The organism is Bradyrhizobium sp. SEMIA, assembly GCF_014844175.1.
In the GTDB taxonomy this organism is placed as follows: Bacteria; Pseudomonadota; Alphaproteobacteria; order Rhizobiales; family Xanthobacteraceae; genus Bradyrhizobium; species Bradyrhizobium arachidis.
This window is the reverse complement of sequence record NZ_CP046601.1, coordinates 8,333,332-8,356,757: the sequence shown is the minus strand read 5'-3', so window position 1 is coordinate 8,356,757 and position 23,426 is coordinate 8,333,332. Positions and strand designations below refer to the sequence as shown.

General features: G+C 64.4%; 21 protein-coding genes, 1 tRNA gene and 1 pseudogene. 18 read left to right on the top strand and 5 right to left on the bottom strand.

The window, feature by feature from the left end; translation table 11 throughout:
- Window positions 1-23: 23 nt before the first annotated feature.
- The 3 genes from mscL (at window position 24) to FOM02_RS40070 (ending at window position 1,593) form a co-directional block, all read left to right on the top strand.
- The gene (gene mscL, locus FOM02_RS40080) at window positions 24-437 is read left to right on the top strand and encodes a large conductance mechanosensitive channel protein MscL (RefSeq protein WP_027559606.1); all 414 of its coding nucleotides are present in this window, start codon (window positions 24-26) and stop codon (window positions 435-437) included.
- A gap of 71 nt (window positions 438-508) precedes the next feature.
- On the top strand, window positions 509-982 hold the full coding sequence (smpB, locus tag FOM02_RS40075; protein ID WP_024341117.1) for an SsrA-binding protein SmpB: 474 nt from the start codon (window positions 509-511) through the stop codon (window positions 980-982).
- A gap of 29 nt (window positions 983-1,011) precedes the next feature.
- Window positions 1,012-1,593, top strand: coding sequence for a peroxiredoxin (locus FOM02_RS40070; RefSeq protein WP_027559605.1), 582 nt, complete (start codon window positions 1,012-1,014; stop codon window positions 1,591-1,593).
- A gap of 3 nt (window positions 1,594-1,596) precedes the next feature.
- Here FOM02_RS40070 and FOM02_RS40065 read toward each other — a convergent pair whose 3' ends face one another.
- Window positions 1,597-2,271 carry a uracil-DNA glycosylase gene (locus FOM02_RS40065; protein ID WP_027559604.1) on the bottom strand — a complete coding sequence of 225 codons (675 nt, stop codon included), beginning with the start codon at window positions 2,269-2,271 and terminating at the stop codon, window positions 1,597-1,599.
- Complete coding sequence (locus tag FOM02_RS40060) at window positions 2,252-2,899, bottom strand: NYN domain-containing protein (protein ID WP_018644573.1); 648 nt, start codon at window positions 2,897-2,899, stop codon at window positions 2,252-2,254. Before FOM02_RS40060 ends, FOM02_RS40065 begins: the two co-directional genes overlap by 20 nt.
- Before the next feature lie 328 nt (window positions 2,900-3,227).
- On the opposite strand from FOM02_RS40060, the gene rpoZ reads away from it, so the two are divergent.
- The 13 genes from rpoZ (at window position 3,228) to FOM02_RS39995 (ending at window position 17,495) form a co-directional block, all read left to right on the top strand.
- The gene (gene rpoZ, locus FOM02_RS40055; protein WP_008133017.1) at window positions 3,228-3,620 is read left to right on the top strand and encodes a DNA-directed RNA polymerase subunit omega; all 393 of its coding nucleotides are present in this window, start codon (window positions 3,228-3,230) and stop codon (window positions 3,618-3,620) included.
- Window positions 3,621-3,827: 207 nt separating this feature from the next.
- Window positions 3,828-6,113: a RelA/SpoT family protein gene (locus tag FOM02_RS40050; protein WP_027559603.1), complete on the top strand. Its 2,286-nt coding sequence runs from the start codon at window positions 3,828-3,830 to the stop codon at window positions 6,111-6,113.
- Window positions 6,114-6,221: 108 nt separating this feature from the next.
- Window positions 6,222-6,974, top strand: a complete 753-nt coding sequence (locus FOM02_RS40045; protein ID WP_027559602.1) for a pyridoxine 5'-phosphate synthase — start codon at window positions 6,222-6,224, stop codon at window positions 6,972-6,974.
- The gene (acpS, locus tag FOM02_RS40040; protein ID WP_027559601.1) at window positions 6,971-7,390 is read left to right on the top strand and encodes a holo-ACP synthase; all 420 of its coding nucleotides are present in this window, start codon (window positions 6,971-6,973) and stop codon (window positions 7,388-7,390) included. The genes FOM02_RS40045 and acpS overlap by 4 nt, the downstream gene beginning before the upstream one ends.
- 248 nt (window positions 7,391-7,638) lie before the next feature.
- Window positions 7,639-8,412 carry a signal peptidase I gene (lepB, locus tag FOM02_RS40035; protein ID WP_027559600.1) on the top strand — a complete coding sequence of 258 codons (774 nt, stop codon included), beginning with the start codon at window positions 7,639-7,641 and terminating at the stop codon, window positions 8,410-8,412.
- On the top strand, window positions 8,409-9,236 hold the full coding sequence (rnc, locus tag FOM02_RS40030) for a ribonuclease III (RefSeq protein WP_027559599.1): 828 nt from the start codon (window positions 8,409-8,411) through the stop codon (window positions 9,234-9,236). Before lepB ends, rnc begins: the two co-directional genes overlap by 4 nt.
- Window positions 9,226-10,152 carry a GTPase Era gene (gene era, locus FOM02_RS40025; protein ID WP_027559598.1) on the top strand — a complete coding sequence of 309 codons (927 nt, stop codon included), beginning with the start codon at window positions 9,226-9,228 and terminating at the stop codon, window positions 10,150-10,152. The genes rnc and era overlap by 11 nt, the downstream gene beginning before the upstream one ends.
- 21 nt (window positions 10,153-10,173) lie before the next feature.
- Window positions 10,174-10,554 (top strand): hypothetical protein, encoded by a 381-nt coding sequence (locus FOM02_RS40020; protein ID WP_027559597.1) that lies wholly within the window; start codon window positions 10,174-10,176, stop codon window positions 10,552-10,554.
- Between the two features lie 138 nt (window positions 10,555-10,692).
- Entirely contained in the window at window positions 10,693-11,445 is a 753-nt protein-coding gene (gene recO, locus FOM02_RS40015; protein ID WP_027559596.1) for a DNA repair protein RecO, read from the top strand.
- A gap of 102 nt (window positions 11,446-11,547) precedes the next feature.
- Complete coding sequence (locus tag FOM02_RS40010) at window positions 11,548-11,823, top strand: hypothetical protein (protein ID WP_027559595.1); 276 nt, start codon at window positions 11,548-11,550, stop codon at window positions 11,821-11,823.
- Window positions 11,824-11,884: 61 nt separating this feature from the next.
- Window positions 11,885-14,143 carry a DNA topoisomerase IV subunit A gene (gene parC, locus FOM02_RS40005; RefSeq protein WP_027559594.1) on the top strand — a complete coding sequence of 753 codons (2,259 nt, stop codon included), beginning with the start codon at window positions 11,885-11,887 and terminating at the stop codon, window positions 14,141-14,143.
- 255 nt (window positions 14,144-14,398) lie between these two features.
- Window positions 14,399-15,946 (top strand): ABC transporter substrate-binding protein, encoded by a 1,548-nt coding sequence (locus FOM02_RS40000; RefSeq protein WP_265441012.1) that lies wholly within the window; start codon window positions 14,399-14,401, stop codon window positions 15,944-15,946.
- 4 nt (window positions 15,947-15,950) lie between these two features.
- On the top strand, window positions 15,951-17,495 hold the full coding sequence (locus FOM02_RS39995) for a GMC family oxidoreductase (RefSeq protein ID WP_027559593.1): 1,545 nt from the start codon (window positions 15,951-15,953) through the stop codon (window positions 17,493-17,495).
- A 1,011-nt stretch (window positions 17,496-18,506) separates the two neighbouring features.
- Here the strand turns inward: FOM02_RS39995 and FOM02_RS39990 are convergent.
- The 3 genes and pseudogenes from FOM02_RS39990 to chrA form a co-directional block, all read right to left on the bottom strand.
- Window positions 18,507-18,992: a hypothetical protein gene (locus FOM02_RS39990; protein WP_156950856.1), complete on the bottom strand. Its 486-nt coding sequence runs from the start codon at window positions 18,990-18,992 to the stop codon at window positions 18,507-18,509.
- Between the two features lie 392 nt (window positions 18,993-19,384).
- Window positions 19,385-20,725 carry a TAXI family TRAP transporter solute-binding subunit gene (locus FOM02_RS39980; protein WP_265442262.1) on the bottom strand — a complete coding sequence of 447 codons (1,341 nt, stop codon included), beginning with the start codon at window positions 20,723-20,725 and terminating at the stop codon, window positions 19,385-19,387.
- Window positions 20,726-20,996: 271 nt separating this feature from the next.
- A pseudogene (gene chrA, locus FOM02_RS39975) lies at window positions 20,997-22,363 on the bottom strand (chromate efflux transporter).
- Between the two features lie 2 nt (window positions 22,364-22,365).
- On the opposite strand from chrA, the gene FOM02_RS39970 reads away from it, so the two are divergent.
- The gene (locus FOM02_RS39970; protein WP_265441011.1) at window positions 22,366-22,686 is read left to right on the top strand and encodes a hypothetical protein; all 321 of its coding nucleotides are present in this window, start codon (window positions 22,366-22,368) and stop codon (window positions 22,684-22,686) included.
- 256 nt (window positions 22,687-22,942) lie between these two features.
- Window positions 22,943-23,019 (top strand) — tRNA-Met (locus FOM02_RS39965).
- The last annotated feature ends 407 nt before the right edge of the window (window positions 23,020-23,426 follow it).

Sequence of the window (23,426 nt, the reverse complement as noted above, 5' to 3'; positions counted from 1 at the left end):
GCGCCGACGAAAAGGGCAGGCAGATGCTCAAGGAGTTCCGCGAATTCGCCATGAAGGGCAACGTCGTCGACCTCGCGGTCGGCGTCATCATCGGTGCGGCCTTCGGCGCCATCGTCACGTCGCTGGTCGGCGACATCATCATGCCAATCATTGGTGCGGCGACCGGCGGCCTCGACTTCTCGAACTACTTCGTCCCCTTGTCGAAGACCGTGACCGCCACCAACTTAGCGGATGCGAAAAAGCAAGGCGCGGTCCTTGCTTACGGTAGCTTCCTGACGCTGACGATCAACTTCATCATCATCGCCTTCGTGCTGTTCCTGGTGATCCGCGCCATGAACACGTTAAAGCGCAAGGAAGAGACCAAGCCCGCGGAGCCGCCGAAGCCGGCGGAAGAGGTCGTGCTGCTGACCGAGATCCGCGATCTCCTCAAGAAGTGACGCACGCACTTCACCCAAACTGTTAGCTTTGCTGCCCATCTCGATCAGGTTTGACTCCAGGTTTCACTCGCATGGCCGATAAGAACGAACGTCCGATCAAGGTCATGGCGGAAAATCGCAAGGCCCGCTTCAACTATGCGATCGAGGACACGATCGAAGCGGGCATTGCGCTGACCGGCACCGAGGTGAAGTCGATCCGCAACGGCAAGAGCACGATCGCCGAGTCCTACGCGGACTCGAAGAACGGCGAGATCTGGCTGATCAACGCCACCATTCCCGAATATCTCCAGGGCAACCGCTTCAACCACGAGCCGAAGCGGCCGCGAAAGCTGCTGCTGCATCGCAGGCAGATCAACAAGCTGATGGGCGCGGTCGATCGCGAGGGCATGACGCTGATCCCGCTCAAGCTTTACTTCAACGAGCGCGGACGGGCCAAATTGCAGCTCGCGGTTGCAAAGGGCAAGAAGCTGCACGACAAGCGCGAGAGCGAGAAGAAGCGCGACTGGAGCCGCGAAAAGGGCCGCCTGATGCGGGCGAGGGGATAGCGTCAAAGGGATAGCGGCAAGAGGACGGGATGTCTCAGAAGAACCTGCTCGAGGTCGATTGGAGCCAAATTCCCGCGCCGGCCGATGACGGCGGCGCTGCGCACCTCACGGGCATGACGCTGCCGGCGATCACCCTGCTCGCGACCGACGATACGTCAGTGACGTTGTCGGCGCTGTCAGGCCGAACCGTGGTGTTCGCCTATCCGCGCACCGGCGAGCCCGGCAAGATCGCGCTGGTCGACGATTGGGACATGATCCCGGGCGCACGCGGCTGCACGCCGCAGACCTGCGCTTTCCGCGATCTGTTCGCCGAGCTGAAGGCGGCCGGCGCCTCGCAAGTGTTCGGCCTCTCGACCCAGAGCAACGAATACCAGACCGAGATGGCCTCGCGGCTGCATCTGCCGTTCCCCGTGCTCTCGGACGAGAAACTGGCGCTCACGCGCGCCCTGAAGCTGCCGACCATGGAGGTCGCAGGGCTGACGCTGATCAAGCGCCTCGCGCTGATCATCGACGATGCCCGCATCACGCACGTGTTCTATCCGGTGTTCCCGCCCGACCGGAACGCCGGCGACGTGCTCGACTGGCTGAAGGCGCATCCCGCCAAGGGATAGTGGTTAGTCGAGATCCGCCTTCACCTTCGCGAACACGGACCGGAACATGTCAGGCGTCAGCACGCCGGTGTTCGTGTTGTAGCGCGAGCAGTGATAGCTGTCGTAGAGCCTGAGCGCGCCGGCCTGATGCACGGCGCCGTGGCCGAACGGGGCCTGCGAGCCTTTCAGACTCAGCGGCTTGAGCACGGTGTCGTGCGCAATCCGTCCGAGCGCGACGATCGCGCGCAGGTTCGGCATGGTCGCGAGGTTGGCGGCGAGAAACTGGCGGCAGGTGTTGATCTCAACCGGCAGCGGCTTGTTCTGCGGCGGAACGCAATGCACGGCATTGGCGATCCGGCAGTCGATCAGCTTGAGACCGTCATCGGGACGGGCCTGATAGCTGCCCTTGGCAAAGCCGTATTCGAGCAGCGTGGCGTAGAGCAGGTCGCCGGCATAGTCGCCGGTGAAGGGGCGGCCGGTGCGGTTGGCGCCCTGCATTCCCGGGGCGAGGCCGACGATCAGCAGGCGCGCCTTGATGTCGCCGAAGGGCGGGACCGGCGCGTTGTGCCATAACGGCTCGCGCGCCCGGTTCGCCTCGCGAAAGGCGACCAAGCGCGGACAGAGCGGACAATCACGGTTGGGGACGACGGTGAGAGGCTGGCGGCTCGACCGGGCCGCCTCACTCCTCGAAGTCGTCATCGCCCCTCGGCGCCATCGTGGTTGCGCGCTGGAGGAATTGCGGGGCGTGGTGGCGTCCCTCGCCACGCTCGCCGCGGTCACGCGGGGCGGGGCGTTCGGACGGGTCGCGGCCGAGCTTGGACTGGAGCTCGACGAGGTCGGTGAAGACGTCGGCCTGGCGGCGCAGCTCGTCGGCGATCATCGGCGGCTGGCTGGCGATGGTGGAGACCACGGTGACCCGCACGCCGCGGCGCTGGACGGCCTCGACCAGGGAGCGGAAGTCGCCGTCACCAGAGAACAGCACCATCTGGTCGATGTGCTCGGCGAGCTCCATGGCATCCACCGCGAGCTCGATGTCCATGTTGCCCTTGACCTTGCGGCGGCCGGAGGCGTCGATGAATTCCTTGGTCGCCTTGGTGACGACGGTGTAGCCGTTGTAATCCAGCCAGTCGATCAGCGGACGGATCGAGGAATATTCCTGATCCTCGATGATGGCGGTGTAGTAGAACGCCCGCAGCAGCGTCCCGCGGCTCTGAAACTCCTTCAGCAGGCGCTTGTAATCGATGTCGAAGCCCAGGGTTTTCGCGGTGGCATAGAGATTGGCCCCATCGATGAAGAGCGCGATCTTGTTGGTAGGGGAAGGTGACATTCAGTTGCTCGCGTAGTGTTCGTGATTGATCGTTTATTGTTGGCGCGGCGGCAGCACGCCGCGCACTTCTAAAGTGCTGCCGAAGCCCGTCGAAACCGCAAATCCGGAGAAGTCGGGGCAATCAAGGTATAGTTATGGCGATCGTGCATACACCCGGCGCTGCCCCGTCCGACAGCCCGGAAAATCACTCGACCCAGCCCCAATGTGGGGGTAGCAGAGCCGTTTGGCGAGGCCAAATCACAATTTGGCCTTGCGAAACCGCCCCGGCCCCTATAACTAGCCCCGATCATCCACATATTTCGTCCCACCCACAACGGAGCGACAGTCCATGGCTCGCGTCACCGTAGAAGATTGTATCGACAAGGTCGACAACCGGTTTGACCTGGTCCTGCTGGCGGCCCACCGTGCCCGCATGATTTCGTCCGGTTCACAACTAACGGTTGATCGCGATAACGACAAGAACCCTGTTGTGTCTTTGCGCGAAATTGCCGACACGACCATCTCGCCGGAGGACCTCCGCGAGGAGCTGGTGCACTCGCTCCAGAAGTTCGTCGAGGTCGACGAGCCCGAGCCGGACACCGTGCCGCTGATCGGTTCCGCCGGCGCCAGCGTCGATGCGGACGATACCGAAGTTGCCGTCGAACGAATGACCGAAGAGGAGCTCCTGAAGGGTCTCGAAGGCCTCGCGCCGCCTGAGGAGCAGCCCGAGGAAGACGAGTAGATCGTCCCATCGCAGTCATCGACTTCTTGTGATCTTATCAAAGGCCCGAACCGTTGTTCGGGCCTTTGCTTTTGTTGGCGTTTTCGTGGTTACCATAGCGTTGCCGGTTCGCGCCGCGGCCTGTCCTCGAATTGATCGGGACGCGCGCGGGATCGGAGCTAAGATGTATACAACGGGCTCTCGTGGTCCGTTCGAAGGCAGGATGGCATGGTGTATCGGCGCCGCAGACCAACGCAGATGCTGGCCGCAACCGAATCGGTTGCCGTGGCCCCGACTGCGCCGGTGGCCCGTCCAGCCAAGCCCCGCGCGCGCATGATGCGTCAATATGACCTCGTCGAGCGCGTCAGGTCCTACAATCCCAACACCAACGAAGACCTGCTGAACCGCGCCTATGTCTACGCCATGAAGGCGCATGGCTCGCAGACCCGCGCCTCGGGCGATCCCTACTTCTCGCACCCGCTCGAAGTGGCGGCGATCCTCACCGACCTCAAGCTCGACGACGCCACCATCGTCGCCGCGCTGCTGCACGACACGATCGAGGACACCGAGGCGACGCGGGCCGAGATCGACCAGATCTTCGGCCCGGAGATCGGCGCGCTGGTCGAGGGCCTGACCAAGCTGAAGCGGCTGGAGCTGGTGTCGCGCGAGGCCAAGCAGGCCGAGAACCTGCGCAAATTGTTGCTCGCGATCGCCGACGATGTCCGCGTGCTGCTGGTGAAGCTCGCCGACCGCCTGCACAACATGCGCACGCTCGATTTCGTGCCGACCGAATCGCGCCGCCGCATCGCCGAGGAGACGCTCGACATCTATGCGCCGCTCGCCGGGCGCATGGGCATGCAGGAGATGCGCGAGGAGCTGGAGGACTTGTCGTTCCGCACCCTCGATCCCGAAGCCTATTCGGTCGTGATGCAGCGGCTGGACGCGCTGGCCGAGCGCAACCGCAATCTGATCGGCGAGATCGAGGACCAGCTCTCCAACAATCTGCGCCATCGCGGCTTGGGGGCGCGGGTCTATGGCCGGCGCAAGAAGCCATTCTCGATCTGGACCAAGATGGAGCGCAAGTCGGTCGGCTTCGAGCAATTGTCCGACATCTTCGGCTTTCGCCTCGTCGTCAACGACATCGAGTCCTGCTATCGCGCGCTCGGCATCGTACACACCACCTGGCCGGTCGTGCCGGGACGCTTCAAGGACTACATCTCGACGCCGAAGCAGAACGACTACCGCTCGATCCACACCACCGTGATCGGGCCCGGCAACCAGCGCGTCGAGCTCCAGATCCGCACCGAGGCGATGGACCAGATCGCCGAGCGCGGCATCGCCGCGCACGTGTTCTACAAGGAGGGCGTCGGTTCGCCGACCGAGTTCCTCAAGCGCGAGTCCAACGCGTTCGCCTGGCTGCGCCACACCATCGGCATCCTCTCGGAGAGTGCCAATCCGGAAGAATTCCTTGAGCACACCAAGCTCGAGCTGTTCCACGACCAGGTGTTCTGCTTCACCCCCAAGGGCAAGCTGATCGCGCTGCCGCGCCATGCCAACGTGATCGACTTCGCCTATGCGGTGCACACCGACGTCGGCAACAGCGCTGTGGGGTGCAAGATCAACGGCAAGTTCGCGCCGCTGTCCTCGGAGCTCCAGAACGGCGACGAGGTCGAGGTGCTGACCTCGGAAGCGCAATCGGCGCCGCCATCGGCCTGGGAGACGCTCGCGGTCACCGGCAAGGCGCGCGCCGCGATCCGCCGCGCCACGCGCACCGCCGTGCGCGATCAATATGCCGGTCTCGGCCGCCGCATCGTCGAGCGCCTGTTTGAGCGCGCCAAGATCGAATATGCCGACGACAAGCTCAAGGGCGCGCTGCCGCGGCTGGCGCGCACCTCGATCGAGGACGTCATGGCGGCCGTCGGCCGCGGCGAGATCAAGGCCTCCAACGTCGCGCGCGCGATGTACCCCGACTACAAGGAGGAGCGCGTCGCACGCTACGGCGTCAAGAAGGGCCTTGCCGCCAAGCTCAAGGACAAATCGTCCGAGCCGCCGCGCAGCCCGGTCGCGATCCCGATCCGCGGCATCAATTCCGACCTGCCGGTGAAGTTCGCGCCAAACGGCGGCGCCGTGCCAGGCGACCGCATCGTCGGCATCGTCACGCCGGGCGAGGGCATCACGATCTATCCGATCCAGGCGCCCGCGCTGAAGGATTTCGAGGAGGAGCCGGAGCGCTGGCTGGACGTCCGCTGGGACATCGAGGACACCGCGCCGCAGCGCTTCCCGGCCCGCATCAAGGTCGAGAACGTCAACGAGCCCGGCGCGCTGGCGCAGATCGCGACCGTGATCGCCGAGCACGACGGCAACATCGACAATATCAGCATGCAGCGCCGCTCGCCCGATTTCACGGAAACGACGATCGATCTCGAAGTCTACGACCTCAAGCATCTGAGCGCGATCCTGGCCCAGCTCCGTGCCAAGGCGGTCGTTGCCAAAGTCGAACGTGTTAATGGATGACTCGTCGTTGCCGGGCTTGACCCGGCAACCCATCTCTTCAAAGAAGATGGATGCGCGGGTCGAGCCCGCGCATGACGGGTTGAGAAATGTCACTTCGTGAGTCCTGAAATGCCCGCATCTCCGCTCCGCCTCGGCGTCAATATCGACCATGTCGCGACCGTCCGTAATGCGCGCGGCGGCCGCCATCCCGATCCGGTGCGCGCCGCGCTGCTGGCGATCGAGGCCGGCGCCGACGGCATCACCGCGCATTTGCGCGAAGATCGCCGGCACATCCGTGACGAGGACATGGCGCGGCTGAAGGCCGGGATCTCCAAGCCGCTGAATTTCGAGATGGCGGCGACCGACGACATGATGCGCATCTCGCTCGCCACCAAGCCGCACGCGGTGTGCCTGGTGCCCGAGCGCCGCCAGGAGGTGACGACCGAAGGCGGGCTTGATGTGGTCGGCCAGCACAATGCGCTCGCGCCCTATATCGCGCGGCTGAACGATACCGGCATCCGCGTCTCGCTGTTCATCGCCGCCGATCCTGCCCAGATCGAGATGGCGGCGCGGCTGCGTGCGCCCGTGATCGAGATCCACACCGGCGCCTGGTGCGACGCCGTCGTCGACGGCCACACCGACAAGGCGGAAGCCGAATGGCAGCGGATCGTGGCGGGGGCGAAGCTCGCAAAACAAGCCGGGCTCGAGGTTCACGCCGGCCACGGTCTCGACTATGCGACGGCGGAGAAGATCGCTGCCTTGCCGGAGATCATGGAGCTCAATATCGGCTACTACATGATCGGCGAGGCGCTGTTCGTCGGCCTCGCCGAGACGGTGCGCAGCATGCGCGCGGCGATGGATCGCGGCCGGAGCCGGGCATGATCATCGGCATCGGCTCCGACCTGATCGACATCACCCGCGTGGCCAAGGTGATCGAGCGCCACGGCGAGCGCTTCCTCGACCGCATCTTTACCGCGGCCGAGCGGGCCAAGGCGGAGCGGCGCGCCAAGAGCGAGAGGATGGTGGTGGCGACCTACGCCAAGCGCTTCGCGGCCAAGGAGGCCTGCTCGAAGGCGCTCGGCACCGGTATCAGGCGCGGCGTGTGGTGGCGCGACATGGGGGTGGTCAACCTGCCGGGCGGGCGGCCGACCATGCAGCTGACCGGCGGCGCGCTGGCCCGGCTCGAGGCCCTGACGCCGGAGGGATTCGAGGCAAGAATCGACCTGTCGATCACCGACGACTGGCCGCTCGCCCAGGCCTTCGTCGTCATTTCGGCTGTCCCGCTGGTCAAGCCCTGACCGTTCCGCGCCCATTTTATAATTCATATTAAAAATCAATATCTTATGCGATTTTGATGCGATCCTTGATTGCGTGGCCTCCGACAACCGTCTAAAAGTTCGCGGACGCAAATCAGGCTGGGCGAATTCGGCTTTACGCCGGAATTGGCCCTCATTATCAGAATCAGGACAATCTCCTTGGGCTGCGAGCGATGGGCTGTTCGCGGGAGGAGGGCGCTCTGTGACCGCCGGCCGGAATTGAGAGAGCAATGAGCGTGACTTCGGGAACGAAAACTGAGAGCGGCGTCGGCGAAACGATCCGGGTCGTGATCCATGCTCTCCTGATCGCGCTGGTGATCCGCACCTTCCTGTTCCAGCCCTTCAACATCCCGTCCGGCTCGATGAAGGCGACGCTGCTGGTCGGCGATTACCTGTTCGTCTCGAAATATTCCTACGGCTATAGCCACTACTCGATCCCGTTCTCGCCGCCGCTGTTCTCGGGACGAATCTGGGGCGCGGACCCGAACCGCGGCGACGTCGTCGTGTTTCGCCTGCCGAGGGAAGACTCCACCGACTACATCAAGCGCGTGATCGGCCTTCCCGGCGACCGCATCCAGATGAAGGACGGGCTGCTCTACATCAACGACGTCCCGGTGCAGCGCGAACGGCTGAGCGACTTCGTCGGCGAAGATCCTTGCAGCTCGTCCGACACGGAGCGGGTCACGACGGCACGGGTGAAGCGCTGGAAGGAAGTGCTGCCGAACGGCGTCTCCTACGAGACCCTCGATTGCGTCGACAACGGCTTCTACGACAGCACCAGTGTCTACACCGTGCCGCCCGGCCATTTCTTCATGATGGGCGATAATCGCGACAACTCGACCGACAGCCGCGTGCAGTCGGCGGTGGGTTACGTGCCGCAGGAGAACCTGATCGGCCGCGCCCAGATGATCTTCTTCTCGATCGGCCAAGGCGAGCATGCCTGGATGTTCTGGCGCTGGCCGTGGTCGGTGCGCTGGAATCGCTTCTTCAAAATCGTCCGATGAAAGACGAAGCCAAGGACATCGCGACCCAATCGATCGAGGCGCAAGCCGCTCCCGAGGGCGAAGCTGCGACGAAGACGCCTGCCAAGAAGAAGCGGGCGCGGAGCAGCAAGAAGGACAAGGCCAAGGCGGATGCCAACGCGGCGCTCGAGGCGCGCATCGGCCACGGCTTCACTGACCCGAACCTGTTGATGCAGGCGATCACGCATGTCTCGGCGCTCAAGTCGGGACGCAAGCGCGGCGACAGCTATCAGCGGCTGGAATTCCTCGGCGACCACGTGCTCGGCCTCGTCGTCTCCGACATGCTCTATCACGCCTTCCCGAACGCCGATGAAGGCGAGCTGTCCAAGCGGCTCGCCGAGCTCGTGCGCAAGGAGAGCTGCGCCGATGTCGCAAAATCGCTTGGCCTGCTCGACGACATCAAGCTGGGGTCAGTCGGATCCAGCGCCGATGCGCGGCTGCGCAAATCCATCTTGGGTGACATCTGCGAAGCCGTGATCGGCGCCATCTTCCTCGACGGTGGTCATGCGGCGGCGGCCGAGTTCGTCAAGCGCAACTGGACCGAGCGCATGCACAAGCCGCGGCGGCCCTTGCGCGATCCCAAGACCGTGCTGCAGGAATGGGCGCAGGGCAAGGGACTGCCGACGCCGGTTTATCGCGAGGTCGAGCGCACCGGCCCGCATCACGATCCGCAATTCCGCGTCGCCGTCGACCTGCCCGGACTGGCGTCGGCCGAAGGCGTCGGCGGCAGCAAGCGTGCGGCAGAGAAGGTGGCGGCCTCGGTCATGATCGAACGCGAAGGCGTTGGCGGCGGCAATGACGGCTGAAGCAAGCGGCGAGGCGCCGACCGCGACGCGCTGCGGCTTCGTCGCGCTGATCGGCGCGCCCAATGTCGGCAAGTCCACGCTGGTCAATGCGCTGGTCGGCGCCAAGGTGACGATCGTCTCGCGCAAGGTGCAGACCACGCGCGCGCTGATCCGCGGCATTGTCATCGAGAACAACGCGCAGATCATCCTGGTCGACACGCCCGGTATCTTCTCGCCCAAGCGCCGGCTCGATCGCGCCATGGTCTCGACCGCCTGGAGCGGGGCGCATGACGCCGATCTCGTCTGCGTGCTGCTCGATGCCAAGACCGGCATCGACGAGGAGGCCGAGGCGATCCTCGCCAAGGCGGCAAGCGTCAATCACGACAAGATCCTCGTGATCAACAAGGTCGACCTGGTCCAGCGCGAGAAGCTTTTGGCGCTGGCGCAGGCCGCCAACGAGCGGATGAAGTTTGCCAAGACCTTCATGATCGCGGCGATCTCGGGCGACGGCGTCGACGACATCCGCACGACGCTCGCCGAGATGGTGCCTCCGGGTCCGTTCCTCTACCCCGAGGACCAGATGTCGGACGCGCCGATGCGGCAGTTGGCGGCCGAGATCACGCGCGAAAAGATCTATCAGAAGTTGCACCAGGAATTGCCCTACCAGTCCACGGTCGAGACCGACAAGTGGGAGGAGCGCAAGGACCATTCGGTGCGCATCGAACAGACGATCTTCGTCGAGCGCGAGAGCCAGCGCAAGATCGTGCTCGGCAAGGGCGGCGCCACCATCAAGTCGATCGGCGCGGACTCGCGCAAAGAGCTGATGCAGATCCTGGACGTGCCGGTGCATCTGTTCCTGTTCGTCAAGGTGCGCGAGAACTGGGGCGACGATCCCGATCGCTACCGCGAGATGGGCCTGGACTTTCCCAAAGAATAACCAAGAAAAGATCGGTATCTGATGAGCGTGCCCAGCAATGTCCGGCGCTTCGAAGCGCTGCTCTATGCGTCACTGATGCTGGATGCCTTGTCGGTCGCGGTGCAGGACCGCACGCCCAATGCCGAGATGACCGAGCAGATGATCATGACGGCGACCCTGCTCGCCGGCGTGATGATCTTGCTGCTGGTCTATTTCGTCTGGCTGGCGGCGCGTTGGCGCAAGAACTGGCCGCGCTGGGTGCTGGCGGCAGCACTCGTTCTCTCGGTGATCTCGCTCGGCCAGATCATCGGCGAGAAGGGCATGGAGCTCGACAGCGCCATCGAGATCGTCTCCTGCGCGCTGACGGCGATCGGACTGTATTTCTCCTTCACCGGCGACGCGCAGGGCTGGTTCAACGCGTGACTCTCGCGCAGTGCCGTAGGGTGGGCAAAGGCGCGCTCTTGCGCGCCGTGCCCACCATCATCGCGCCGTAGATCAAAATGGTGGGCACGCTTCGCTTTGCCCACCCTACGGCCTCCCGAAATGCGCTAGACTTCCTCCATGGAATGGACCGACGAAGGCATCGTGCTGGGCGTGCGGCGGCATGGCGAGTCCAGCGCCATTGTCGAGCTCTTGACCCGCGCGCACGGCCGGCATCTCGGGCTCGTGCGCGGCGGCGCCAGCTCGCGGCTGCGGCCGCTCTTGCAGCCCGGCAACAGCGTCAGCGCGGTGTGGCGGGCGCGGCTCGACGAGCATCTCGGAACCTATGCGATCGAGGGTCTGAAGCTGCGCGCGGCCACGCTGCTCGGATCGTCCCATGGGGTCTATGGCGTCACTCATCTCGCCTCGATCGCGCGGCTGCTGCCGGAGCGCGACCCGCACGAGGATATCTTTGCGCTGCTCGAGCATTCGCTCGACGATTTCGACGACATCGGCAGCGCCGCCGTGCATCTCATTCATTTCGAGCTGGCGATGCTCGCTGAGCTCGGCTTCGGGCTGGCGCTGGAGAATTGCGCGGTGACGGGGGAGACCACGGACCTGATCTACGTCTCGCCCAAATCCGGCGGCGCAGTATCGCGCGGCGCGGGCGAGCCGTGGCGCTACCGGCTGCTGCGCCTGCCGCCGTTCCTGCGCCACGGCGAAGCCGCGAGCGAGCTCACCGAGCAGGACCTTCAGGACGGCTTCCGCCTCACCGGCCTGTTCCTGCTGCGCCATGTGCTGGAGCCGCGCGGGCAGGGCCATTCCGACGCGCGCGCGGGCTTCATCAACGCCCTGATGCGGCAGCAGGCGAAGGCGGCAATTCCGGCGCCATGAGCGAAGCGGGAGGCAGGCTTACCCTTCGACATGGGTTCTCACGGAACCAAATCGCCCCGATCGAGTTCCGTCTCGCAGGGTTCCACAACGGGGACAGCCTAAATGTTGATCAGGGGATTTGCCTTGTCTGCGGCGCTGGTCGCGCTCGCGCCTGAAGCAACGGCCGGCGAACCGCAGCCGGGCGTGTTTCGGCGCGCCTCCTGCACCGTCGTCCGGTACTATGTGGCCAAATATTCTGCTGCAGCCGCAGAGACATGGGCGCGATCCCATGGTGCCACGGAAGCCGAGATCGAGGCCGCCCGCCGCTGCCTGACCAACGTGCCAGCCCCGGCTAAGACCACGACCCCGCCCGTGACCGCCGGCTGGGCTGGGCAATAGGCTGCCCACAAGGAACCATTCGATCCTTGCCCGATTCGCTTCCACGGTTTAACCGGGCGGCATGGGAAAGCGAATCGTTCCGCCGGAAGAACCGGCCGAAATTCACGAGGTGCCGCTGCGTGAGGCGCTCGAAGAGCGCTATCTCGCTTATGCGCTCTCCACCATCATGCATCGCGCGCTGCCGGACGCGCGCGACGGCCTGAAGCCGGTGCACCGGCGCATCCTCTACGGCATGCGCCTGCTCCGCCTCGACCCCGGCACGGCCTTCAAGAAGTCCGCCAAAATCGTCGGCGACGTGATGGGCTCGTTCCATCCGCATGGCGACCAGGCCATTTACGATGCCATGGTGCGTCTCGCGCAGGATTTCTCCTCGCGCTACCCGCTGGTCGACGGCCAGGGCAATTTCGGCAATATCGACGGCGATAACCCCGCCGCCTACCGCTACACCGAAGCGCGCATGACCGACGTCGCGCGGCTTCTGCTCGAGGGCATCGACGAGGACGGCGTCGAATTCCGCGCCAACTACGACGGCCAGTCGAAAGAGCCGGTCGTGCTGCCCGGCGGCTTCCCGAACCTGCTCGCCAACGGCGCGCAAGGCATCGCGGTCGGCATGGCGACCTCGATCCCGCCGCACAACGCCGCCGAGCTGTGCGACGCCGCGCTGCATCTGATCGAGAAGCCTGACGCGAAGTCCAAGGCGCTCTTGAAATGGGTCAAGGGCCCGGATTTCCCGACTGGCGGCATCTGCGTCGATTCCAAGCAGGCGATCGCTGAAGCCTACACGACCGGCCGCGGCTCGTTCCGCGTCCGCGCCAGGTGGTCGCACGAAGAGGGCGCGCGCGGCACCTGGGTCGTCGTCGTCACCGAGATTCCGTTCCTGGTGCAGAAGTCGCGCCTGATCGAGAAGGTCGCCGAGCTGCTGGACCAGAAGAAGCTGCCGCTGGTCGGCGACATCAGGGACGAGTCGGCCGAAGACGTCCGCATCGTGATCGAGCCGAAGTCGAAGAACGTCGATCCCGCGTTGATGATGGAATCGCTGTTCCGGCTCACCGAGCTCGAAAACAAGATTCCGCTGAACCTGAACGTCCTGATCAAGGGCAAAATCCCGAAGGTGGTGGGACTCGCCGAGTGCTTGCGCGAATGGCTCGACCATTTGCGCGACGTGCTGATCCGCCGCAGCAACTACCGCAAGGCGCAGATCGAGCACCGCTTGGAGGTCCTCGGCGGCTTCCTGATCGCCTATCTGAACATCGACAAGGTGATCAAGATCATCCGCACCGAGGATGAACCGAAGCCGGCGTTGATCAAGGCGTTCAAGCTCACCGAGGTGCAGGCTGAAGCCATCCTCAACATGCGCCTGCGCTCCTTGCGCAAGCTCGAGGAGATGGAGATCCGCACCGAGGACAAGAACCTCCGCGCCGAGCTCAAGGGCATCAACGCGGTGCTCGCCTCGGAAGCCGAGCAATGGAAGAAGGTCGGCGAGCAGGTCGGCAAGGTCCGCGACATGTTCGGGCCGAAGACGCCGCTCGGCAAGCGCCGCACCACCTTCGCCGATGCGCCCGAGCACGATCTCGCCGCGATGGAGGAGGCCCTCGTCGAACGCGAACCGGTGACGGTCGTCGTCTCCGACAAGGGCTGGATCCGCACCATGAAGGGCCATGTCGAGGATCTCTCGGGGCTCGCCTTCAAGCAGGACGACAAGCTCGGCTTCGCCTTCTTCGCCGAGACGACCTCGAAGCTGCTGTTGTTTGCCACCAACGGCAAATTCTATTCGCTCGATGTCGCGAAGCTGCCCGGCGGCCGCGGTCACGGCGAGCCGATCCGCCTGTTCATCGATCTCGAGCAGGAGGCCGCGCCCGTCGCGCTGTTCGTCAACAAGGGCGGACGCAAATTCCTGGTCGCCAGCCACGAGGGCCAGGGCTTCGTCGTCAACGAGGACGACTGCGTCGGCACGACGAAGAAGGGCAAGCAGGTCCTCAACGTCGACATGCCGAACGAGGCGCGCGCGATCACCGAAGTGCTCGGCGACACCGTCGCGGTCATCGGCGACAACCGCAAGATGCTCGTGTTCCCGCTCGAGCAGGTGCCGGAGATGGCCCGCGGCCGCGGCGTGCGCCTGCAGAAGTACAAGGATGGCGGTCTCTCGGATATTGCCGTGTTCGACGCCAAGGCGGGCTTGACCTGGAAGGATTCTGCGGGGCGCGAGTTCAGCGCGAGCATGAAAGATCTCGCCGAATGGCAAGGCACCCGCGCCGATGCCGGCCGCCTACCGCCGAAGGGCTTCCCGAAGTCGAACAAGTTCGGCAGGGGGATCGGGTAGGGCGCAGGCCGTCGCCACACCACTGGTGTCATGCCGCGAGGCGGCGCGGCATCCGGTACGCCGCAGCGCTCGGTTCGATCACGCCGGTCTCGGAATATTGGGTCGCCCGGTCAAGCCGGGCGACGACAGCGAGCATTTAGCCCGCAAACGCGTGGCAGATAGTCGTGAGCGCATACGTGCTTCCGCCGTATGGGCACGAACATTGCTTTTTGCTGGCGACTGCAAACGTTTCAGTCAAAAGGCAAGAAACCACCAATGTTCAAACTGAAGGCCTTTATTCCGGCGCTGCTCGGACTTGCGCTGGTGGCGCCGGCGCATGCGGCGGGCAATCTCGTCGCTGTGCTCGAAGCGGAGATCGTCACGCTCGATCCGCATTTCTCCACGGCCTATATTTCGCGCACGTTCGGCTACATGGTGTTCGACACGCTGTTCGCGAAGGACTCCAAGGGCGAGATCAAGCCGCAGATGGTCCAGGACTGGAAGGTCTCGTCCGATGGCCTGACCTATACGTTCACGCTGCGCGATGGCCTGAAATGGCATGACGGCCAGCCGGTGACGGCGGCCGACTGCGTGGCCTCGCTGCGCCGCTGGGGCACGCGCAGCGCGCTCGGCCGCCGCATCCTTGCGATCACGGCCTCGCTCGAGCCGACGGACGCAAAGACCTTCGTACTGACGCTGAAGGAGCCGTCCGGCCTCGTCATTGACGCGCTCGGCAATCCCGTCAGCCCGGTCGCCTTCATGATGCCCGAGCGCATTGCGAAAACGCCCGGCGACCAGCGCATCACCGAGATCATCGGCTCCGGCCCGTTCGTCTACAGCAAGGCCGATCACCGCACCGGTGACCGCATGATCCTGAAGAAGTTTGCCGACTATGTGCCGCGCGCCGAGCCCGCCGACTTCCTCGCCGGCGGCAAGCGCGTCAACATCGATACGCTCGAGATCCGCGTCATTCCCGATGGTGCGACCGCCGCCTCGGCGCTGCAGGCCGGCGAGGTCGACTTCATGCAATACGCGCCGTTCGATCTGCTGCCGCAGCTCGAGAAGAGCTCCCGCGTCAAGCTTGTCAATTTCACCGGCGGCAACATGTTCGCGGGCGCCTATCGCCTCAACGCCGCCTCCAAGCCGTTCGACGATCCCGCCATCCGGCGCGTGCTGTGGAAGCTGGTCGATCAACGCGAAGTGCTGGATGCGCTCGGGCTCGACGCCAAATATGCCACGCCTTGCGCGACCTACTTCACCTGCGGCACCACATACGAGAGCAAGGCCGGCATTGAAGCCGCCGCCAAGCCGTCGATCGAAGCGGCGAAGGCTGCGCTGAAAGCGACCAAATATGCCGGCGAGCCCGTCGTCGTCATGGAAGCCAACGATCTCGAAGCCCCGCGCGTCTCGGCGCAGGTTCTGGCCGAGCGGCTCAAGCAGGCAGGGTTCAATGTCGACCTGCAGGTGATGGACTGGGCCAGCGTGCTGGCGCGCCGCGCCAAGAAGGAGGGCTGGAGCGTCTACGGCGTCCACGCCGGCGGCTACGACCTGGGCTCGCCGCTCACCAACGTCATGGTCGCTTTCAATTGCGCCGACTTCACCGGCTGGCAATGCGACGCGCGCATCACCCCTCTGATGGAAGCCTTCGCCAAGGCGCCGGCCGAGGAGGATCGCAAGAAGATCGCTTCCGAGATCCAGGCCGTCATGTACGATCAGGCGCCGGCGATTCCGTGGGGCCAGTTCGCCCAGCCGGCGGCCTATCGTGCCGAGTGGCGCAACCTGATCCCGTCCGCCATCCCCGTGTTCTGGAACGTTGAGAAGTAACGCGATGTACGATGTCATTGTCGTCGGCGGCGGCTCCGCCGGCGCCGCCGTGGCGGCCAGGCTCTCCGAGGATCCGGCGCGGCGCGTCCTGCTGTTAGAGGCGGGCCTCGACTGGCGCGCCGACGAGGCGCCCTGGGAGGTGAGGACGCCAAATCCCATCCCGATCATCCACAAGCGCGAGTTTCAGGAGAAATGGCAATGGCCTGATCTCCTGACGCGCCGTGTGGCGGGGCAGGAGCCGCGCTTCTACTGGCGCGGCAAGGGGCTCGGTGGTTCATCGATGATGAACGGCCAGATCGCCATCCGCGGGGTTGCCGATGCGTTCGACGAATGGGCGGCCAATGGCTGCACAGGCTGGTCGGCGAAAGAGGTGATGCCGCTGTTCTCCGTGATCGAGGACGATCTTGAGTTCGGCGACACCGCAGGCCACGGACGCGGCGGACCGCTGCCGGTCTATCGTGCGCCGCCCGAGAAGTGGGGCCCGATCGACCGGGGCTTGCGCGACGCCGCGCTGGCGAGCGGCTATCCCTGGTGCGCCGACCTCAACGGTCCTGACGGCGAGGGCGTCGCCTGCTATCCCATCAACAGCCGCAACTTGCGCCGCATCACCACCAACGAGGGGTATCTAGAGCCCGCACGCGGCCGCGCCAATCTGGAGATCCGCGGGCACGCGCTGGTCGATCGCGTTCTGATCAGCGACGGAAGGGCAACCGGCCTCCGTGTCCATTTCGAAGGGCAGGGCACCCAGGAGATCAGCGCGCGCCAGATCGTGCTGTGCGCCGGCGCCATCCACAGCCCGGCGATCCTGCTGCGCTCGGGCATCGGGCCGGCCGAGGAGCTGAAGGCGATGGGGATCGCGGTCGAGCGTGACCTGCCGGTCGGCCGCCACTTCTTCGACCACCCGCTGTTTCGCGCCACCATCCAGCTCCACGAAAACCTGCGGCCCACCGACCCGGACACCCGCCACACCAATTGCTGCGTGACGTATTCCTCGGGCCTCGCCAATGGCGGCAAGCGCGACATGATCCTGATCGCGTTCAACCATCGCGGCATCGGCGTGCCCGGCGCGATCGGCGCCGGGCTGTTCAACGCCTATTCGCGCGGCACGCTCAAGCTGGCCTCGACCGACCCATCCATCGATCCCATCGTCGAGGAGAACATGCTGGCCGATCCGCGCGACATGCTGCGGATGATGGACGCGGTGAGGCGTCTTGCCGTGATCACCTCGCAGCCGGCGCTATCGGGCATCGCCGACTGGATCAGGCTGACCGACACCGACCTGACGCTGCCGCAGGCAGCCAGCCTGCCCGATCACGAGCTCGATGCGCTGCTGCGACGAGAGACCGGCGACATCCAGCACGCCGCTGGCACTTGCCGCATGAGCGGCGCTGGCGACGGCGATGGCGTGGTCAATCCCGATGGCACGGTGAAAGGAATCAGCGGCCTGCGCGTCGCCGACGCTTCGATCATGCCGTCCGACTGCCGCGCCAATACCCACTTCACGACGGTGGTGATCGGCGAGGCGATCGCGCGAATGATGATGCGGTAGGATTAACTCCGCTACACGTTTCAAACAGCGGGCGAACGTTCGCCTTCTCGCGGCGCGTTTTCGCCCGAGGTCTGCTCCGTCGCAACGCCCTCGTAGAGACAAGGGCGCAGGGAAGGCCGAGCGCCGGCTGGCACCCGCAGATCCGTGCGCTACGAAAAATGCACACGGGGTGGACCACAGGTTCGCCGGATCGCCCGGCCTTCCCTGCGCGAATGGTTTTAACGGTGTCCTTCGTGCTCTCCTCGGGGAGCGATGCACTATTGCCCCCGTCGCCTTGCGGATGGCTGATGCGCGTGTCCGGTCGGATCGTCGCATCACCGCAAGACTTGACGCACAGACCCCGGGCGTCAGGACCACACGACTTCTCCGTCCGCGCACGTCTTCGCTGGGACCTTCGAGGGCTGGCGCGTGCTCACACCCGAAGCCATACGAAGACGCTGTCGGCGTCGTGTCGTACGCGCGAAGCGATTGCTCACAGCGAAGCCGCCCTGCAATGCCGATCGCGCCCGACGCCGTCGCGTCCATCGCTGCCCAGCCCGCGGTTCGTGACGATCGCGATCCGCCCCTTGTCTCGGGCCAGGGTGTTTCGTTTGTACGATAAATCCGAAATTCGGTAAAGTGGAATATTTGTGAGGGGCGGGCTTGACGAGCCATGAGCCGGGCCCGTTGCGACTGTTTTGCCCGACGGATGGGGAGCCGTGTGGGGGCCGAGGCCCCGGGGCTTATCTACCTTTCGACGGCCAGGCCGACAGCGGCCGGAGCTGTGTTCCCGGGATAGTGACGGAGTGATGTGCGCGAAGATGCTTTGATGCAGCAAAGCGGCGCGGGCGCTCGCCAAGGCAGCTCATGAAGGCAGAGCGGAAGCTGCTCCCTTTGGTCATCTGCGAGGGCTCTGACCCAGAGCAGAAGAGAAGCTCGCACCACTTGTACCGCTCCAATGCATCGAATCCGCAAGTTAGGTCAAGGCTGCTGAATGACCATCGATCGCGTAATGCACGCAAGGATACTGATCTAGATCAAGCCGAAGCGTCCAGCCTGGAGTGAAGAATTAAAAAGGGCAGAGCTATTGCAGAGGAGGATCAGATGATTTCTCGGCGAAATGCTCTTTCTTCTCTCGGATGGGCGACAGCGTTTGGGCTGATCGCGCTTCCTTCGACATTGACGCCGACGGAGGCAGAAGCCCAGACGGCCGGCATGGAACGGCGTCAGGATCGGCGTGAAGGGCGACGCGATCGCCGGGAAGACCGACGCGATGCCCGGCAGGATCGCCGTGAAGATCGGCGCGACGCACGCGAGGATCGCCGTGAGAACCGTCTCGGCGGCACCACGACGGGAAGCGCCGGTAGCACAACCGGCACGGTTGGAGCCGCCCCGAAGTAACTTGCCGGGCAGAGCAGACATCATTCTCATAAGGGAAACGATGGATGTGTTGAAGCGTGTGCTGATTGCCGTTTCGACTTTCGTGTGCGCCGGCCTGACGTCTGCCAGTGAGTCCATGCGGAGAAAATGACATGACAAGAAATGCCAAGCTACTTGGTCTGATCGTGACCACCGCACTCTTCGCGGCAGCTCCGTTGTCGCTCCGTTACTCGGTGGCGGAAGGGCCGTCCGTTGCCGTTGACGAAGCGCAAGCGCGAGTCGGAAGGCCTCTTACACCGATGAGCGTAGCTGGGGTCAACCGCAGAGTGCACCGCCGCGCCTATTATGGTGCGGCAGCGGCGGGGGCTGCGGCTTATGGCGCGTATAACTATCGCCGGGCATGCGGATACGCGCCGTATCCGCCCTGCTATTAGCGGGCTCTCGCGAGGCTCGTCGCGTCTCGCGTGACGACGAGCCTCGGTGGGCGGATGCTGCCGGACTCTCGCGCTGCGTGCCAGCAAAATGTTCTCTTAGCGGTCCCCGGGATTTGGCGCTGCGAGCGCGATCCGGCGATCATGTATCAGATTTTCGAGACGATGGGCCGCTACATTCAGCGTGGCTGTATCGAGGCCGGCCTCATCTTCGCTGACCTGGGTGCGCTGGGCAGATAGAACCTTGTCGATCTCGTTCTCGATCTCCAACAGTTCCGTTTCGTTTCGGGCGAGTCTTATTCGTCGCGCCAGTGCATAGAGCGAATCCAGCGCCGGTTCTTTCGGCTTGAGGTCGCCAGATCGCAAAAAGTGCCAGGCCGCCGTGAGCACGGTGGCAAGCGCCCCGAGCCCCATTGGCGCGAGGAAGATGGCGTTGCTCCATTTGTCCAGGAAGGTTTGCTGGTTCCCGTTGTAGAACTCAGCGGCGCCAGGATGAACAGGAAGATAGGCGCCTGCCTCGATATCCGGCGCCTTGAACTGCGCGAGGATCGGCATTTCGGGCAAGACATCTCTGCGAGCGGTCGTCAGCGCCTGAGTGAAGTTGGCAATCAAATCGTTCCCAAGGCTCTTCCTGCCGATCAAATAGAAGGAAACCTGCAACGTGGTGACGTCGTCTTCGGGAACGGGGGGCGATCCGCGCAAAGTACCCTTCGGGATGTCGAAGCTTTCGTAAGCGCGCTCTTTCTCAGCAATCGCCCCCGCGTTTTCGATCGGGATCAGGACCGGAGCGGTCTTCGCACTTTGTGGGAATAGCCCACGCACCAGAGACAGGTACTTGTCGCTAAGCGGTATCACGAACAGTGCGGCACGTATCTCTTTGGTTTCAAAGGCTCGACGGACCTGATCGAGTGCGACAGTCTTGAATACAACATTGGAGCGATCGAGGTCATATGCCTTTCTCAGCACGCTGACGATCTTCTGATTGGTGTCGCCCGCGACGACCCCCACTGTCATGCGCTTGAGGCCGGCCATGTCCGTGAGTGGAGAGCCCGGCGGTGCGACAAGCATCGCCACGGCCTGCGCCAGCACGACGATCGCCTGTGCCTGGGAAAGGTCGCCGACATCTCCTCGGACGACTGCAAGGTCTGTCTTTCCAGACGAAAACGCATCGGCAGACTCGATTGGGCCGGTGGTCTCAACCACCTTCAGCCGCACCGGCGCGTTGTTGACGGCGAGCCTGCTCGCGAGCGCCGATACGATTTTGGTGGCATCGCCGTCGAACGAGCCGACTGCGATCGAAAGTGTCACGGGCCGGACGTACCAGCGGTAAGCATACAGGCTCGTACCCCCGACCAGCAACGCCAGCATCAGTAGGATGAGGAGCCGAAGCCATCTCGGCAGATTGGCGCCGGCTAAGCGGATTCGCGACGAATGATCCATGGTGCCTGCGGCCTTTTGCGCTCGACGCAAGACCTTGTTGCCTGAGACGCGCCCAATTGTCGGGCGCGTCCCCCGGCCGCGAACCAAGGCGCGCGAGAGCCGTATCGATTGCGCCCGCTCCAAGTAAATCTTGTCCCGGCTCGCTTGATGCTTTTGATCTAGATCAAAAGCCAAGCCGCGGGCGCGAAGGGCGGACAGAACAGCCAATAGTCCCTGTGCGGCCGGCGCCCTTCGGCAGCAATCGGATGCGAAGAACCCGATGATTATCCGACTAGATCACCCCGGCCAGCCGCAGCGCCACGCCTACGGCGCAACTGCCCGCCAGCACCGTGAGCATTCCCAGCTTGAAGCGGAAGATCGCGGTCGCAGCTGCGATCGACAGCACGAGTGCGGGAATGTCGACGCTCTTCAGCACCGGCATGTCGAAATCCAGTGGGAAGGCGTGCACCGGCACGGTCTCGCGGAACAGCGTGTGCAGCGCGAACCAGATCGAGAGGTTGAGGATGACGCCGACGACCGCCGCGGTGATCGCACCGAGCGCGCCGGCGAGGCCGGTGTTGCCGCGCAGGCGCTCGATGTAGGGGGCGCCGACGAAGATCCAGAGGAAGCAGGGCGTGAAAGTGACCCAGGTCGCGAGCAATCCGCCGAGGGTCGCAGCTAATATCGGCGACAGCCCGCTCGGATCGCGATAGGCAGCCATGAAGCCGACGAACTGGAGCACCATGATCAGCGGGCCCGGCGTTGTCTCGGCCATGCCGAGACCGTCGAGCATCTCGTGCGGCTTCAGCCAGTGATAGTGCTCGACCGCCTGCTGGGCGACGTAAGCCAGCACCGCATAGGCGCCGCCGAAAGTCACCAGCGCCATTTTGGAGAAGAACAGCGCGATCTGGCTGAACACGTTGGCCTCGCCAAGGATCAGAAGCAGCGCGATCACCGGCACCAGCCAGAGCGCCAGCCACACCGCGCCGGTCCGGATTGCGCGTCCGGTGTCGGGCCGCACATGCTCGGGTACGGCCTCGCCGAGCATGCTGTCGATCGCGGCGGTGCTGCCACCGTGGCCGTGCGCGGCCGGAGCGAATTCGGGCCGGCCGGCTCGTGCCCCGATATAGCCGATCAGGCCCGCGGCAATGATGATGATCGGGAAGGGGACCGCGAAGAAGAAGATCGCGATGAAGGCCGCGGCCGCGAGCGCGATCATGATGCGGTTCTTCAGCGCGCGCCTGCCGACGCGCACCACGGCCTCGACGACGATGGCGAGGACGGCGGCTTTCAGGCCGAAGAACAGCGCCTCGACGAAGCTGACATTGCCGAAGGCAGCATAGACGTAGCTGAGGCCCATGATGGCGATGATGCCGGGCAGGATGAACAGTCCGCCCGCCATCAACCCGCCGGCGGTGCGATGCAAGAGCCAGCCGACATAGGTCGCGAGCTGCTGGGCCTCCGGTCCCGGCAGCAGCATGCAGTAGTTCAGCGCATGCAGGAAACGTCCCTCGGAAATCCAGTTCTTCTCCTCGACCAGGATGCGGTGCATCACCGCGATCTGGCCGCGGGGCCGCCAAAACTCAAGGACGCGACGCGCAGCCAGACGCGGAAGGCTCGTGATGACTGATGCCCGTACGCACTACGTCTGAGATCGATCGATGTACAGCTACGTACGTCTGAGCATCGATCGATGTACAGCTACGTACGCGCCGCCAACACACCGCGCCGCTTCCCCGCAACACGCGGCCGAGCTGCACCCCGCAGACCGCCCGAACCGCGCCACCGCGCCTGACGGCACCACCACCGGCCAGGCCCGGGAACCGCTCGGCGACAAATTGGCGAAGTCCGACGGCGTGATCTGTCCGCCCGCGGGCGTCGACCCCGAAATGCACGCCCCGGCGCCGAGCACGGAGGGCAGCATGCCTGTCATCCCGCCCCCCGGCAGCCCCGGTGGCGATCAGACGGTCAGGCCGAAATAGGGCCGGCTCGGCCGGGCTCTCCTTTGCCTCTCCCCGCGCGCGGGGAGAGGCCAGAATCCGCATCAGCGCGAAGTCCGGGCGAGGGCGACTCTTCGCGACTCCAGTGCGTAAAAACGGGCGAATCGGTCCCAAACGGCGCGATTCACCAGCGAAATCACCCCCTCAATCGCGCCCACTTTGCTTGACTTCCCGCCGCCCCCTTCCTTATATGCCGCGCGTTCGCGAGATCGGCCTCATTCGCCGCCGCGATCCCTGTGGCGGGGTAGCTCAGCTGGTTAGAGCACGGGAATCATAATCCTGGGGTCGGGGGTTCGAGTCCCTCCCCCGCTACCACCTTTCCCCACACTCCTTTGACTTGGTTGGGATAGGCGTTTTCCCCGAGTAGGGCATTTAGCCGGCCTGCTATCTCCACGGCTACAGCACCTGGGCGGCCTGGATCGCGGAACACGGTGACCGTCTCGACTAGGTCTCTGATGGCTTCCGCGGCCTCTCCGTCGCCCGCACTGACGCCTTTACCCAGTGCGTCTTCAAGCCGACCGAGTTGCTCCTCATATCGTTTGAGGATGGCCGGATGCAGCGCGACTTCCTTCAGGGCGGGTGGTACACTCTGCAACTCCTCAGATATCCGCTTTCGTTCGGCATCTAAGGCAGTCGATCGCGGTCCGAGAACGGATGGATCGCCATGTCCTTTCGCGATCGCATCCACCAGTCGTTCGATTTCCCGGTTTATTTGCCCAAGC